Annotated in this window: 20 protein-coding genes; 11 read left to right on the forward strand and 9 right to left on the reverse strand. The window is 63.6% G+C overall.

What is annotated here, in order from left to right; translation table 11 throughout:
• Positions 1-213: hypothetical protein (locus BLS74_RS34875; protein ID WP_212733720.1), on the reverse strand; the 213-nt coding region annotated here is incomplete at its 3' end.
• Between the two features lie 25 nt (positions 214-238).
• Here BLS74_RS34875 and BLS74_RS29510 point away from each other — a divergent pair.
• On the forward strand, positions 239-1,321 hold the full coding sequence (locus BLS74_RS29510) for an SMI1/KNR4 family protein (RefSeq protein ID WP_170855767.1): 1,083 nt from the start codon (positions 239-241) through the stop codon (positions 1,319-1,321).
• Positions 1,322-1,605: 284 nt separating this feature from the next.
• Positions 1,606-1,911 (forward strand): YciI family protein, encoded by a 306-nt coding sequence (locus tag BLS74_RS29515; RefSeq protein ID WP_093110894.1) that lies wholly within the window; start codon positions 1,606-1,608, stop codon positions 1,909-1,911.
• A 194-nt stretch (positions 1,912-2,105) separates the two neighbouring features.
• Here BLS74_RS29515 and BLS74_RS29520 read toward each other — a convergent pair whose 3' ends face one another.
• Complete coding sequence (locus BLS74_RS29520; RefSeq protein ID WP_093110896.1) at positions 2,106-2,531, reverse strand: type II toxin-antitoxin system PemK/MazF family toxin; 426 nt, start codon at positions 2,529-2,531, stop codon at positions 2,106-2,108.
• Positions 2,528-2,797 carry a hypothetical protein gene (locus tag BLS74_RS29525; RefSeq protein WP_093110898.1) on the reverse strand — a complete coding sequence of 90 codons (270 nt, stop codon included), beginning with the start codon at positions 2,795-2,797 and terminating at the stop codon, positions 2,528-2,530. Before BLS74_RS29525 ends, BLS74_RS29520 begins: the two co-directional genes overlap by 4 nt.
• A 318-nt stretch (positions 2,798-3,115) precedes the next feature.
• Between BLS74_RS29525 and BLS74_RS34120 the strand changes: the two genes are divergently transcribed.
• From BLS74_RS34120 to BLS74_RS29535, 4 genes are all read left to right on the forward strand, one after another.
• Positions 3,116-3,463 (forward strand): hypothetical protein, encoded by a 348-nt coding sequence (locus tag BLS74_RS34120; RefSeq protein ID WP_139191786.1) that lies wholly within the window; start codon positions 3,116-3,118, stop codon positions 3,461-3,463.
• Positions 3,464-3,586: 123 nt separating this feature from the next.
• Positions 3,587-4,123, forward strand: a complete 537-nt coding sequence (locus tag BLS74_RS29530; protein WP_093110900.1) for a GNAT family N-acetyltransferase — start codon at positions 3,587-3,589, stop codon at positions 4,121-4,123.
• Positions 4,124-4,404: 281 nt separating this feature from the next.
• Positions 4,405-4,731 (forward strand): hypothetical protein, encoded by a 327-nt coding sequence (locus BLS74_RS34125; protein WP_139191787.1) that lies wholly within the window; start codon positions 4,405-4,407, stop codon positions 4,729-4,731.
• Positions 4,732-4,740: 9 nt separating this feature from the next.
• Positions 4,741-5,241: a MarR family winged helix-turn-helix transcriptional regulator gene (locus tag BLS74_RS29535; protein WP_093110902.1), complete on the forward strand. Its 501-nt coding sequence runs from the start codon at positions 4,741-4,743 to the stop codon at positions 5,239-5,241.
• On the opposite strand, the gene BLS74_RS29540 is transcribed toward BLS74_RS29535, so the two are convergent.
• On the reverse strand, positions 5,238-5,690 hold the full coding sequence (locus BLS74_RS29540) for a nuclear transport factor 2 family protein (protein ID WP_093110904.1): 453 nt from the start codon (positions 5,688-5,690) through the stop codon (positions 5,238-5,240). The genes BLS74_RS29535 and BLS74_RS29540 overlap by 4 nt on opposite strands.
• A gap of 3 nt (positions 5,691-5,693) precedes the next feature.
• On the reverse strand, positions 5,694-6,158 hold the full coding sequence (locus BLS74_RS29545; RefSeq protein ID WP_093110906.1) for a PaaI family thioesterase: 465 nt from the start codon (positions 6,156-6,158) through the stop codon (positions 5,694-5,696).
• Positions 6,159-6,188: 30 nt separating this feature from the next.
• On the opposite strand from BLS74_RS29545, the gene BLS74_RS29550 reads away from it, so the two are divergent.
• Positions 6,189-6,629, forward strand: coding sequence for a hypothetical protein (locus BLS74_RS29550; protein ID WP_093110907.1), 441 nt, complete (start codon positions 6,189-6,191; stop codon positions 6,627-6,629).
• A 141-nt stretch (positions 6,630-6,770) separates the two neighbouring features.
• Here the strand turns inward: BLS74_RS29550 and BLS74_RS35675 are convergent, their stop codons facing one another.
• The 3 genes from BLS74_RS35675 to BLS74_RS29565 all read right to left on the reverse strand — a co-directional run bounded on the left by BLS74_RS35675 (position 6,771) and on the right by BLS74_RS29565 (position 8,506).
• On the reverse strand, positions 6,771-7,184 hold the full coding sequence (locus BLS74_RS35675) for a methyltransferase (protein ID WP_348272449.1): 414 nt from the start codon (positions 7,182-7,184) through the stop codon (positions 6,771-6,773).
• A 132-nt stretch (positions 7,185-7,316) separates the two neighbouring features.
• Positions 7,317-7,628 carry a hypothetical protein gene (locus tag BLS74_RS29560; RefSeq protein WP_093110909.1) on the reverse strand — a complete coding sequence of 104 codons (312 nt, stop codon included), beginning with the start codon at positions 7,626-7,628 and terminating at the stop codon, positions 7,317-7,319.
• 50 nt (positions 7,629-7,678) lie between these two features.
• The gene (locus tag BLS74_RS29565) at positions 7,679-8,506 is read right to left on the reverse strand and encodes a class I SAM-dependent methyltransferase (RefSeq protein WP_093110910.1); all 828 of its coding nucleotides are present in this window, start codon (positions 8,504-8,506) and stop codon (positions 7,679-7,681) included.
• Between the two features lie 121 nt (positions 8,507-8,627).
• On the opposite strand from BLS74_RS29565, the gene BLS74_RS29570 reads away from it, so the two are divergent.
• The 3 genes from BLS74_RS29570 to BLS74_RS29580 are packed head-to-tail and all read left to right on the forward strand — an operon-like array spanning position 8,628 to position 11,357.
• On the forward strand, positions 8,628-9,281 hold the full coding sequence (locus BLS74_RS29570; protein WP_093110912.1) for an ArsR/SmtB family transcription factor: 654 nt from the start codon (positions 8,628-8,630) through the stop codon (positions 9,279-9,281).
• A gap of 30 nt (positions 9,282-9,311) precedes the next feature.
• The gene (locus BLS74_RS29575) at positions 9,312-10,064 is read left to right on the forward strand and encodes an MBL fold metallo-hydrolase (protein ID WP_093110914.1); all 753 of its coding nucleotides are present in this window, start codon (positions 9,312-9,314) and stop codon (positions 10,062-10,064) included.
• 12 nt (positions 10,065-10,076) lie between these two features.
• Complete coding sequence (locus tag BLS74_RS29580) at positions 10,077-11,357, forward strand: MFS transporter (protein ID WP_093110916.1); 1,281 nt, start codon at positions 10,077-10,079, stop codon at positions 11,355-11,357.
• Positions 11,358-11,569: 212 nt separating this feature from the next.
• Here BLS74_RS29580 and BLS74_RS29585 read toward each other — a convergent pair whose 3' ends face one another.
• The gene (locus tag BLS74_RS29585) at positions 11,570-12,487 is read right to left on the reverse strand and encodes a LysR family transcriptional regulator (protein WP_170855768.1); all 918 of its coding nucleotides are present in this window, start codon (positions 12,485-12,487) and stop codon (positions 11,570-11,572) included.
• Positions 12,488-12,597: 110 nt separating this feature from the next.
• Between BLS74_RS29585 and BLS74_RS29590 the strand changes: the two genes are divergently transcribed.
• Positions 12,598-14,025: an amidase gene (locus BLS74_RS29590; RefSeq protein ID WP_093111006.1), complete on the forward strand. Its 1,428-nt coding sequence runs from the start codon at positions 12,598-12,600 to the stop codon at positions 14,023-14,025.
• Positions 14,026-14,035 lie beyond the last annotated feature (10 nt).

Raw genomic sequence — 14,035 nt, forward strand, 5'->3', positions numbered from 1 at the left:
GAGTTCAGGATTGAGTTCTCGGTAACCGCCGACTTCGCGCCACAGGATGTCATGGCGCACACCTTGCGCCGCCATGGTGACTTTGTCATATGGGGCCCAGGCCTCTTCCACCGCGCCTTTGGAGTCCAGCCGGCATGCATACTGACCGTCCGCTGGTCTTCGCCGCGATAGACGGCAGGCGGCCATAAGCTGATCTTCGACCCAGGCTTTCAATGAAAGGGATTTGATGCCGTTTGGTGTGGTTGAGCGCTACGTGCAGGCTGCAGAGGAGGCGTTGGGCGTCGGCCTTCCGACGTCGTATCGCCTAGCCATGATGAAGAGCAATGGAGGCTCGGTCGCAACCGAGTACGACGATTGGAAGCTGTATCCAATCGTGGGCGAGATCGATAGGATGAGGCTCGCCCGCACCCTAAAGGGCGTCGTTCCTAAGACACAACGAGCTCGCAGCTTGCGGGGGTTCCCACCAGGCGGAGTCGCGCTCGGAAACAACGGGAAAGGCGACCACCTCGTTTTCCTTGCGGACGGCCCGGGGCTTTCGTCGGCGGTCTTCGTCTGGCGACATAAGAAGGGCGAACTGGTCCGTATCGCGGATGATTTCTCTGGCCTGGCGGCCGTCGGGGCAGAGTTCAGCCAGAAGCCGCCATTCGAAATGCCTCGAGCCCGCGTCTACTTCTGTGGTTACCTCGTATTCGTCATGGCCGCTGTCGTTGTCCTCGTCACATGGGGCAAGGACATTTCACTCGGCCTGAACGTGGAGGTATTCAAGGTTATTGCCGGCATACTCGGCACCGGTCTGCTTGGCGCATTCGCGGCTATCGCGCTTCGCGAGCTGAGCGCAGCGAAGGAGCGCCGCGAAGCTGAACGGGGTTTGCGCCGACAGATGCTTACAGACGTCGTTGAGGTGTACAACTTGGTAAAGGCAATTCGCCGAACACTTCGAGCGGAGGCTATCCGCCCGGCACACACGGACCCGGCGGCGCACGTCATAAAGTCACGATACGTTGACCTGCTGCCACGGTTAAGCGAAGCGCAGCTCCGTCTAGAGTCCCAGATGCGTCTGATTGAAGGAAACAGGTCCACGTATCTGGAGCCCGCCAAGTTGCTGAAGCTTCTCGGAGATGCCGAGAAATACCTGGGAGCGCTTGTCTCCGAGTGGGAGGAAAATTCTGGCCTCCTCCTTGACGCTCCCGCCCTCAATCCCCTGGAGCACTTCCTTGTACTGCGCTGCTTTGTAGCTGGCGCGCCGCGAAGCTTCAAGGCGGGCTTCGCGAGGCCCATAGCGACGGCGCTCGGGAGGCTGGGAGCGTCGATATCCAAGTGATTGGCGATGCCATCTAACCAATCGCTGGAGGCGCTACGTCCTTTGGCCTTCGCCCGCAGGTGAGTTCAAGCGTTGAGCGACTGCTTTCTGGCTTTCCTTGCATGCTCTGAAACGCAGCTCTGGGCCCTTCGCGATGGCGCCGCGTCCGGCTACAGTCGGCCAGAAGCGGTCAACCACGTAGCCGCCTCGCGCCCCGATGGCAATCGGTCCAGCGGGCTGCGCACCGAACTCAACCGAAGGACCGAATGATCACGAAATTCCTTATCTCCTTTCCTGCAAGGGCGATGGATGTCCCGGCACAGGACCTCGCCGCCGTGGGTGAAGCTGCGCGCGAGGTCATACGCGAGGCGAAGGCTGCAGGCGTGTACGTCTTCGGTGGTGGCATCAACGAAGATGTCGCACCGCTCATGGTCGCCTCAGACGGCGCGGTCACAACCGAAACCTATCCCCAGACGAAGGATTTCGACGGCGGCTTCTGTGTCCTGCAGCTTCCGTCGCGCGAAGCCGCCATCCTGTGGGCTGCAAAGATCGCCAAAGCTTGCCGCTGCTCGCAGGAACTCCGCGAGTTTGGGTATGACCCCGAGAGTTGACGGGCAGGGCCCGCAGCCGGCCAGAAGAAGCGGTCGGTCGCAGCCGCGCTCTATTCGCAGGAATCTCAACGTGGGGTACGTCGTCTCGACGACTGCCTTCTGGGGGCAAGTGATCAACTTCTGGCAGGGACGGGGCTTCATTCGCAAATAAGGCCCTGCCGAAGTTGGCAGGGCCGAAAGATGCGATAGACAGCTCAGAAGCTCTTGGGTTGATTCCTGGCTTCCATGATTGCTGATTGAAGCTTGCGCTTCACTATGGCATCCTGAAGGTCAAGCCGCCCGCGCCGAGGGTATCTTGGCGTCTTGCCGGGCGCGGGCGCGAACCAGGCGTCATCAAAGGAAAGCCGGTGATGATTGACCAGGTCAAACTTGGTTGCCTTGGTTAAGCCCGTTTTGGCGCTGGCCTCAATGACGAACTCTCCCGGGTACACCGCTGTGGTGTTCTGGGATGTGGCGTATGCGACTACCACAACAGAACCGGCCGGGTCATCGGTCGCCTCTTCGACTTGAAGCACTAAGGCCGGGCGGTTCTTGGGGCCTGGCACGCCCATTTCCTGCGGAAAGCTGCACTCAACAATGTCGCCGAGTTTGGGCCGCGGTTTCCAGTAGTTCCTGCTCACAGCAGCGAGTCGATGACCTTACCTCTCCTTTTTGGTTCGGCCTTCGCGATGGCTTGGTGCTGTATCTTGGTGAGTGGCATCAATTTCTCCGTGTCCTGTTCGACGAAAACCTCGTCTCGCAGTCTAGCGAGTGCGTACAGGACGGTTTGGGTTTCGTTGAAGCCCAATTTTTTGGCCAGCGCCCGCAGCGCGTCTCTCGACACGGTAGTCAGCGTGTCGTCTTTGAAATTCAGCTTAAGTGGCTGATGGCTGGTGGTGGCAGGCATGGCGGCTCCGCGGATGGGTCTCTGGTATGTATATTATACATACCGCGTAGCTATATTGCAAGCTGACGTGCACCGCTGTTCATGAGGCGACCGAGGCGCCGAACAGAACCGTTCCCCTCGAGCTGCTGTCCCACAGGGCGGTTGAGGCCGTCGGTCCGGCGATGACGCGCATGTGGCAGGATCCGGGCCAGGACCGGACCTCCGAAGCCGGCTCCCAATTCTGCTCAGGAGGACCCTGTGAATCGCGTAACCGAGGACTCGACTGCAAGACCGCCGCTGCTGGAAGACCCGACATATCCAGGGCGCTCCGGAGGGTACGTGACGCGCATCACCGGGAAGCTCTTGCAGGAATCTGCGATTGCTGGGCATCGCAACTTGTTCTTGCCCTCACCGACGTCGGCGACGAGTTCGTACGTGTATGTAGGCTCGGACCCCAGCGGGACGCCTTTGTTTGAGGTGCCCGGTGAGTTTTACGCCGCCGTTTTCTCGCGAATCGAGGCTTTGTTCGGTCCTGGCGCGGTGGACTCCGTCGGGGAGCGCACCGTGGCTTACGGCGGTCGTTCGTTTGCAATCTCCATCAGCGTTCCTTCTGCAGAGCGATGCGGCGTAACGCTTGGCATCCGTCCAGTCGATGTAGAGGATGCGAACGCCAGGGATGCGCGGTAGCAACTCCGGCCGCCAACAATCGGCCATGAGCGGACGTGCAGTCTCAAGCATCGGCGAGCTTGCAAACGAGCAGCGACTTGGTCTTAAACTGGTGAATGCTCAGGCGGTGCCAAGGAGAGAGCCATGACAAGTGCGACCCTGACCCACCGGCTTGCCCACCGCGACGAAATTGACGCGCTGAGGGCCTTGATGGACGCGGCAATATCCGAATTGCAGAAGCCCTTCCTCGACGAAAGCCAGATCGCGTCGAGCCGGGCGATCATGGGGCTGGACACCCAGCTCATCGATGATGGAACTTATTTCGTCGTGGAAGCGGACGGCAGGCTTGCAGGTTGCGGCGGATGGAGCCGCCGCGCCACCCTGTATGGCGGAGACCAGTCGCCCGGGCGCAGCGCTGTCCTGCTCGACCCGGCGAAGGATGCGGCGCGGGTCCGCGCCATGTACACCCACCCGCAACACACGCGCAAAGGCGTGGGTCGGCTGATTCTCTCGCTCTGCGAGGGGGCGGCGCGGTCCGAAGGCTTCAAGAAAGTGGAACTGATGGCCACCATGGCAGGCGAGCCGCTCTACCGCGCCTGCGGCTATGAGCCATGCGAACGCCTCACGGACGACCGCGGCGGCGTTGCGGTCCCGATCTTGCGCATGAGCAAGCCGCTATGAAGCAATCCTGTCGCACGCCTGAACGGAGGTGTCAAGTGCCAGGTCGTTGGGAACGCCACTTCGATGAAGAGCGCGCCACGCTCCAGCAGCTTCTGAACACCTACGAGGCCGCACGCAGGGGCAGTCAGTAACCGCCCCTTCATTCGTGGCAGCAATGTCTGCTTCGGCGCGGCCGCTATGTCGGCTCAGGGCCCTTTGCGCCGATAGCCCGTGCGGCTACAGTCGGCCAAGACCGGAATTTCGCAGAATCTCCACCACTTTTCCCAAGAGCGACGTGCGACATGCACTCACCACACATTGAACAGTTGGCAAGGCCCGTGGTTGCTCTGGATGAAAGGAGCAAGGCCTCGTTTTGCATCTGGATCGCAGTTCAGGCGCGAGACGCTCTCAAGCCTGGAGAGGCCGAGCGAGTTGAGATCAGCCATGTTGTCGGAATGGGCGAGCAGAACTGCTCCAGCTTTCCCGGCCTGCTCGATGCGGTGGTCGCGCCGGCGCGCGAAGAGAAGCGTGCGAAGACCAAGGCAGCGACACCGGTAGCCGCCAAGAAGCGGCCTGCTGCGGCAAGAAAGCCCGCTGCGAAGAGGCGCCGAACCGCGCCGTGCGCCTGACGACAAGACATGCCCAAGCCTCCCTTCAAGTCAGGTGACGCACCCAACCCGGCGTTCGAGTTGCCGCCCGTCGCGCGCGCCGGCATGCGCGAACTTCATCCGCAGGACGGCGCGCTACTGCTCATGCACTTCGCGTTCCGCGGCCTTGTGGTCAAGGCCGACGCCTTCCTTGCTGAGCACGGCCTCTCGCGTGTCCACCATCGCCTGCTCTATGCGGTAGCGCGCGCCGAGGGCATCTCGATCGGGCAATTGATCGAACTCCTGGGCGTGACGAAGCAGGCATTGCACCGCCCGCTCAAGTTCCTCCAGGACGCGGGCTACATCGTGGCCGAACGCAATGCGAGCCAGCACCGTTCGAAGAATCTGCGGTTGACCGCGCTGGGTGCGCGCATCGAGAAGCTGGCGTCTGAACACGAGCGCGATGCGATGGAATCGGCCCTGCAGACGGTGTCCCCCAACGAGCAGGACGCCTGGCGCAAGGTGATGACTGCGCTGGCCCGGCTGGCCTAGCGACTGGTAACCGGCGACGGGCGGGTATCCCACCAGGGGTGCACCGCAGCCAGTTGCGCGGCCGTGTCGGGGTACTCGCGGAAACGCGCGATCTTGCAGTCGGATGTTTCAAAGAGATGTGCCCAGTGGTTGACGTAGCGACGTTGCGTCGCGCACGACGCGCACACCGCCCTGCCTGTCACGACCACGGCGGCGGCCTCTTCGTCGACCAGGAAGCGCGCGGGCTCGAACTCGTGGAAGACCAGATGCGCGTCCAGCCCGGCCACGAACGCCCTAATGCCGTCGCGTCCGCGATGGGCGCCTGCCCACGGCATGAACTCGATGAGCCCGGGCGCCTCGAACGCGCAGTCGTGTGTGACCAGCGCGCACAGGGCGTCGAGATCGCGAGCCGCGAACGCCGCATAGCAGCTGCGCACGAGATGCAGCAGTTCGTCCCGCGGCGAGCGCATGGTTCAGGCCGGCTTGATCATCAGCGTCGCCGAAGCGAGCGCGTGCAACTTGCCGTCCTGCCCGCGAATCTCGGCGTTGCAGACGCCCATGCTGCGCGTCTTCTCGAGCAACCGGCCGATCGCGACGTAGTCCACGTCCGCCACCAGCGGGCGCACGTACTTGACGTTGAGGTCTACGGTCGAATACGGCGTGCCGGCGTCCAGCGCCGAAAACAGCGCCAGCGCGGCGGCGCCATCGAGGCAGGTCGCGGCGAAGCCACCGTGGACCATGCCCGCGGGATTGAGGTGCCGCGCATCGGGCGTGACGGTCATGCGAACTTCGCCTTGCTGCACGCTCGTCAGCTGCATCGGCATCGTGTGCGCAATGCCCGAGCGCTCGATACGTCCGGCCTGCAATGCCTGGAGCACCTGCAGACCGCTCATCGCGCGGACATCGACAGGCAGTGAATTTTCGGTAGCATCTTTCATGTCAACATTATTGACCTGAAAGCGCGAACGATGCAAACGACAAGCTGGACGATCCTCCTGATCCTGAACATCCTGTGGTTCGGGATGGGCGCGTTTCATTTCTCATGGCGTTCCGAGGCCGCGGCCCGGATGCTCGTTCCGCGCGACCAACGGGCGAGTCCGCTGTTCCACACGCTGGGCGGCGCCCTCCGGTTCCTGGGCGGGCTCAACCTGGCGTTCATGGTGTTGTGCGCGCTGCTCCTGCTGTTCGCAGGCCTGTTCCCCGAGCGCCGTCAACTGGCGCTGTTCGCCGCGGCGGTGGCCGTGGCGCACGCAAGCCAGTTCGCGGTGAACATTCCGATGATCGGCAAGCGGCGCCGCAACGAGCCCGGTGCGTGGCCCGTGCTCGAAGGGCCGATGACTTTCATCTTTGCGACGGACTGCGCGCTGATGGCTGCCAACGGCCTGTTCGCCGTGTGGAACGCGCTTTGATTCTTTCTCCCCTGTGCGTCCAGAAAATTGCCGCAAATAGGGCAGGATGCGGCCCAGTTGCCGCCGTTCGCGATTGACCGGTTTCGGGGCGCCCTCTTGTGCTGGTCGCTGCGGCGCGTGACTCGACCTCTTGCGCAGTTTTCAAGAGCAAGGACAACGCGCGCTCCTCGGGCTTGATTTGGAACTCGTTGATGTAGAGCACGAACACAGGCACAAAGAGCAAGGCCAGCAAGTTTGACAAGTAAACGGCCATGCAAGCAGGTAGAGCAGAAGACTGAGGTACATCGGATTGCGCGTGAAGCGAAAGACTCCGCTAGTGACCAGAGCCGATATAGCCGTGGACCTGGTTTGATTGATCGTGGGTCCTGCCCGCCAGAACGAGCCCATGCCTGCGACGCCGAAAACTAGGCCAACCGAAGCAAGAACAAGGGCAACCGATACGCGAAGTCCAGGCGGCACTTCAACCGGCGCCACCAGCGAGGACACGAGCCACATGAGGACGCCGAAAAGCAGCGCCACGGCGGGAGGCGGGACCTTCAGCTCAAGCGAGCTCATGGCAACGAAGGTGGGGCATAAGCAGGCGCAGTTTTGCGCCCTAACACCGACACCCGACGCAGATGGGCGGCGCCGAACCAGGGCGTTTGCGCTGGGGGTGACAGCGACTCCGGAAGTCGCGTCATGGCGCTGTCACACGACCCTCAGAATCTCCCAGCGCGGCGTCGCCGAGACAATATGGGGCTCCAGATCCTTGCTCCACTGCTTGTGGGCTTCAATGGCGCCCAGCTTGGTCCAGGAATCGTTCAGCTCGGCAAGGTCTTGAACGGTGACTTCCAGTTCGATGGTGGATTCCAATGCCCCGATCGAACCGGTCGTGAGGCGCAGCATTTCGGCGCTCCAGCCAACCTGTTCCCCAATGTCGCCACACCACGTTTTCAGGGCGTCGATGACGGTCTGCTTGTGCCCGAAGCGGGCGTCGATGTGCCAGCGCGCAATCATCATGATGTGTCTCCTTTCAACATGGACAACAACAAAACGCTGTCGGTGACGTGTCAAGCGCGAACCGCCAGTACCTCGAGGTATTCGGACTCCACCACCGTTCCGCCGTCGCGAGCGCGGTTGTGCTCGGTCCACAGCTGTTCGAGGGCGAGACGAAGCGCCGTCTGTTTCTGCGCGTCGCTGGCCAGGGCTTCGAAGGCGCGCTGGGTGGGGCCGTAGTACTCGCGCCAGAACGCCACGACATCGGCCGGTGCTAGCTCCTCGAAGTGGAACGTTATGGTCCGCGGCTGCACCGTCAATTGCGCGATCTGCGTACCGAAGCGCTCGCGCACCCTGGCTTCATCACCCCACTGCAAGGGCGAAGGCATGATCGGCGGCGGCGGGACCAGCGCACCGATGGTCTTGAACATCTGGCCGATGAAGCTGCCCGGCATCCAGTTCGCCATCGCGATGGTGCCTCCGGCACGGGTCACGCGGGCGAGTTCGCTGGCAACCAGGTCTGGCCGCGGCGCGAACATCGCGCCGAACATGCTGACCACGACGTCGAAGCTGCCGTTCTCGTAGGGCAGTGCCTCGGCGTCGCCTTCTTCGAAGCGGATGCTCAAGTTCTGCGCTACGGCACGCTGCCGGGCCTGCTCGACCAGGTTCGGCGCGATGTCGATGCCAACCACCTGCGTCCCCGCCCTGGCAGCGGGAAGGGCCAGGTTACCGGTGCCGCAAGCCACGTCGAGCACTCGTTGGCCGGGTTTGAGCCCCAGCCGCGCGATGAAGTCCGCGGCGCCGGCTTCGTACGAGGTCGCGACGCGGCCGAAGTCGCCGGCCGACCACGTCCCCTTCAAATGGGCTTTCAGGCCATCCATCTCGGGTGTGAGAGTTTCCATGATGTCTCCTTCAGGGCTCGGCAACCGCGGTGCTGCAGCCGGATACATATGCCAGCGCCCACGCTGGATGTGGTATGCAGGTCCAGTTACAATCAATCTAACGATTATTGGAATATAGTCAATGAGAGAGTTGAAAGACCATCTGTATGAGCAGGTCGCCCGACTGGGCAAGGCCTTGTCGAGTCCCAAGCGCCTGGAACTCATCGAGCTTCTGTGCCAGAGGGAAAAGGCGGTGGAAACGCTTGCGGCAGAGGCGCAGATCAGCGTGAAGCTGGCCAGCGCGCACCTCAAAGAGCTCAGGCAGGCAAAGCTGGTCGAGACCCGCAAGGACGGCAAGTATGTGCTGTACCGTCTGACAGCCCCTAGCGTGGCGAACCTGTGGGTGGCGCTGCGCAGCGAGGCCGAGGCACGGCTGGTGGAATTGCAGGCCGCGCTAGCGGCGCTTGTTGCGCATCGCGGCGACCTCGAAGGCGTCGACCGGCGCGACATTCTGAAGAGGGCCAAGACCGGTGAAGTGGTGGTTCTCGATGTCCGACCGGAAGAGGAGTTCGCCAGCGGCCACCTGCCTCACGCGCGTTCGCTGCCGTTGAACGAACTCAGGAAGAAGCTCGCCGAGTTGCCGAAGAACACCCCTGTGGTCGCCTACTGCCGCGGCCCGTTCTGCCTGATGGCCCGGGACGCTGTGGAGCTCCTGCGTGAGAAGGGCTACAACGCGTTCCACCTCAGTGATGGTGTCGCGGAGTGGCGCGCGCGCGGGTTGCCGATCGAAGCCTAGCGTCCAAGCGAATTGAGCCGGGAGACAACGATGTTCTTCAAACAGCGAGCCACCGAGAGCGCGACGCTCTCGTACTTCTTCGGTTGCGCGGGGCGCGGCCTGGGCGTTGCGGTTGACGTTGTGGCCGGCGACGAGGACTGGTTCCTCACCGAGGCCGAGAAAGCGGGCGCGGCGATTGCCCACGTGATCGACACCCATGTTCATGCCGATCACTACTCCGGCGGCCTGGCGCTGGCACGTCGCGCCGGCGCTCCCTACTGGCTGCACGAGAGCAACCTGGGGCGGGTTGCCTTCGACTTCGCGCCGATGGCCGATGGCCAGCGGCTCGAGGCGGGCAACGTGCTCGTCGACGTGCTGCACACGCCGGGCCATACGCCCGACAGCGTCTGCCTGCTGGTGCGTGACCTGCGCCGGGGCGACGAACCCTGGTTCGTCATCACCGGCGATACGCTGTTCGTCGGTGCGGTCGGCCGCCCCGATCTGGCGGGCCAGGAGCGAGAGATGGCGGCACTGCTGCACGATTCCCTGCACCGCAAGCTGCTCGCATTGCCCGGCGACCTCGAGATCTACCCGGGCCATCAGGCTGGCAGCGCCTGCGGCGTGGGCTTGTCGGGCAAGCCGGCATCGACCCTTGGCTTCGAAAAGCGCTGCAATCCCATGCTATCGATGCCGCGCGACGAATTCGTCGCGGCGCTGACGCGCGACATCGCGCCGCAGCCGCAGGAGATGACGCACATCATCGAGGCCAACCTGCGCGCGCTGCCCGAACTTGTTCGTGCCTGAGTCACGCGCAACATGGACTACGGCATTCGTATCAATCTCGGACAGTTCATGCAGCAGCTGCTGCAGGTGCTGCTCGTGGGCATGACCCTCGGCATGATGCGCAACGTCGTGCCGGCGCTGGCCGAAAGCGAGTTCGGCGTTCCTCGAGGGTCCTTCATGCTGCTCGCGGCTTTCGTGGTGGCCTTTGGCTTCGTGAAGGGCACGCTTAACTTCGTCGCGGGCCGGCTGGCCGAGCGAGTCGGCCGCCGCCGGGTGCTGCTGATCGGCTGGCTGGTCGCGCTGCCCATCCCGCCGCTGATCTACTTCGCGAGTTCGTGGAGTTGGATCGTCCTGGCCACGTTGCTGCTTGGCGTGAATCAGGGGCTCACCTGGTCGATGACGCAGACGGCCAAGCTCGACATCACCCGCGCCGACCAGCGCGGTCTGGTCATGGGGCTCAACGAATTCTCAGGCTACGTCGGAGTCGCACTCGCCGCGGTGATCACCGGCTACGCCGCTGCGCTGGCCGGGCCCCGCGCAGGACTGCTGTGGTTCGGCACCATCGTCATCGCAGTTGCGACGCTGTTGGCGTGGGCGGCAGTGGCCGAGACACTGCCCTGGGCCCATGCCGAGGCTCAGCGCCACGCCTCAGGACAGGCCACAAAAAACCTGAGCCCGCGTTATCCGACTACGGTGAGCGCGCAGCCGTCCACCGGCGATATCTTCGCGCTGATGAGCTGGCGCGACCGCCGTATGGCCGCGCTGTGCCAAGCCGGCCTGGTCGAGAAGTTCGTCGACGCGCTGGTCTGGGTGTTCTGGCCGGTCTACCTGCACCAGCACGGCGTGAGCCTGCCCGGCATCGGTTGGATCGTCGGCGTCTACGGTTTCACCTGGGGCGGCGCGCAACTCATCACCGGCCGACTCTCGGACCGCGTCGGACGCCATCGACTCAATACCTGGGGCATGTGGACCTGCGGCGCGGGCGTGGCTTTGCTGCCGATGGGCACAGGCTCGGCCTGGTGGAGCCTCTCGGCTGCCGTCGCGGGCCTGGGTATGGCGATGCTCTACCCAAACCTGAGTGCCGCGGTGGCCGACATCGCGCAACCGAACTGGCGCGCCTCGGCGATCGGCATCTACCGCTTCTGGCGCGACCTCGGCTACGGCATCGGTGCCCTGGCGCTCGGCGGCGCCGCGGCGCTGGGTGGCCGCATCGAGAGCGCGTTCTGGTTCGTCGCCGTGGCGATGGGGCTGTCCGGCGCCATCCTCTACCGCTGGGGCGAGGAGACACATCCGCGGCTCAACGCCGCCCATTGAATGCAATCGACCCTCGTGCCCAGTAACCGTGTCGCGTCCCTCCCAGGTAGCCGGCCCGTTGCAATGACCGCTTTGAGCCACTCAATTTCGCCTAACGACCGACTGCAGTGGCCCAGAGCGGAAGTAGCTGCGTCCCGAAGGCAGACTTTCAGGACGTGAGTCGGCTCGGTGCCAAGGCGACCAGTTGGTACGCTCCGAATCGGCCGTAGCAATCACAAGGTTGCCTTGATGCGAGGCGTCTCCGAGAGGGCAGAGCGCACCGCGTCCACGAAGGGCTCGATCAAGGGACTTTGGAGGTCGCTTCTCCAGCAGACTGCGACATCGAACTGGTCCTCGACATCTGCCAGCGGCCTGAACTCCAGGCCGGGCGGACTGCCATAGGCCGCGCAGGCAGGCAGGATCGCTACACCTTCGCCGGCCATGATCAGGGGGTAGGCCGCATGGATGGTCTCGACGCGGTGCGCGATCGTTATGCTGATGTGCTCGCGCCGTAGAAGTCTGGCTACCAGAGAGTGGTCGACGCCTTCCACTGGCCCCGGCAGACTAATGAGACTGTGGCCACACAAAGTCGCGAGAGTGATGTGGCGAAGCTGCGCGAGCGGCGAGTTAGCCGCCATTGCCACGCACAAGGGCTCAGATGCGACTGTCGAGGTCGCGATGCCGTCGCGGATCGCTGGCGGCATGCACACAGCGACTGTGACTTTGAGTTCAGAGATCATGGCTTCGTAATTGGCCGCGCTCATCTCCACGAACTGGAGTTCGACGTCCGGCATTTCGGCCCGCAGTTGCGGCACGAGCTTCGGCAAGAGCGAATAGCCCAGCGCGAACATGTAGCCGACCGTAAGACGGCCGCGCCGGCCTGCGGCCACGGCACGCGCCGCCTCAAAGCCGTCCTGCGCGAGCGCGAGCGCCGATCGCGCCCGCACCAGCAACGCCTGGCCGGCATCAGTTAGCTGCATGCCGCCTGACAAGCGGCGAAAGAGCTGCGCCCCAAGTTGGGTCTCCAGTGCACGGATCTGCACCGACAGCGGCGGCTGCGCCATGTGCAGCCGCAGCGCCGCTTTGCCAACACTCTGCGCATCGGCCACGGCGACGAAGTAGCGAAGGCTTCGCAGGTCGATCCTGCTCATACGACTCTCATATGGCTGTGTTGTGTCTCGGTATTGGACGGCAAGCACCCTCCATGCCAACCTTCATGCATCGACTGCCGGTGGCAGCAGAGACGAAGGAAATCGAGGACATGAGCGACGAGTTGTGTTTCATGACAGCGACTGAACTGCGCAGGCATATCGCGCACAGAGAGCTGTCCCCGGTCGAGGTGACGAGGGCGGTGCTCGAGCGAGCCGAGCGGCTGCAACCCGAGCTCAACTGCTTCATCACGATCTGTGCCGATGAGGCCCTGGCACAGGCCAAAGACGCCGAACAAGCTCTCATGCGAGGCGAACCGCTGGGCCTGCTGCACGGCGTGCCCTACACCTGCAAGGACGTGATCGATACGCAGGGCATTCGCACCACCTATGGTTCGCTGCTGCACGCACAGCACGTTCCCGTACGAGATGCGGAGGTGGTGGCACGGCTGCGCCGACAAGGTGCAGTTCTCGTGGGTAAGACCACAACCCCCGAATTCGCCGCCAAGTGCCTGACCGACGCGCCCCTTTTCGGTCGCACGCGCAACGCCTGGAGCGCCGCACATTCAAGCGGCGGGTCGAGCGGCGGCACAGCCGTCGCGGTCGCGGCATCGATCGCGCCCATCGGTGTCGCAACCGATGGCGGTGGCTCCACGCGCATCCCAGCCGCCTGCAACGGCATCGTCGGTCTCAAGCAGAGCAGCGGACTGGTGCCCCACAGCCAGGCCGACGACGTCTACGGCAACGTGACCTTCGTCACTCCGATGTCCCGCACGGTGGCCGACACCGCACTCATGCTGCAGGCCATGGCCGGCGAGGATGCGGGCGAGCCGTGGTCCACCGGCGTCGAGGTGCCAGATTACGTAAAGGCTTCCGCACCACAAGGTGACTTGCGCGGCAAGCGCGTGCTGTACTGCGTGGCACCCGAAGGGCGCATTGTGTCGGCCGAGGTGGAAAAAGCCTTCCGCACATCGCTCGCTCATTTGCAGGGCCTGGGCGCGGATCTGATCGAGATGCCTGGGAATGCGTTCGACATCGAGCCGATGTGGCGCGTGATCAATCACACAGTCTGGCGAACCTGCTATGCCGACATGGCGCGCGAGCATCCACAGATGCTGAGCGCAACCTTCCAGAAGCAGATGGCCTTGGTCACTTCCGTGAGCGGCGTCGACTACCAGAAAGCCATGTTCGAGCGGACGCGCTTCTTCCGCTTCGTCCAGTCGCTCTTGGATGACAACGAACTCCTCGCGATGCCGACCTTAACGCGCACGGCCCTGCCCATCGAGCAGGACTTGTTCGGCAGCCTCGAGATCGACGGTCAGGTGTTTCCAGATGTCCGCCCCAACTGGTTCCCCTGGACCATGCCCTTCAACCTGACCGGGCATCCAGCTATCAGCCTGCCGAACGGCTTCGGCGCCTTCGGTCTGCCCATCGGCATCCAGCTTGTCGGCCGCCTCCGTAAAGATGCCGAACTGCTGCGCTGCGCGGCGCTGCTGGAGCGATCGCAGGGCCTGCTGGACCGCAGGCCAGCGATCGGCTGATTCACCGACC

This window comes from Variovorax sp. CF079 (assembly GCF_900101545.1).
Taxonomy (GTDB): domain Bacteria; phylum Pseudomonadota; class Gammaproteobacteria; order Burkholderiales; family Burkholderiaceae_C; genus Variovorax.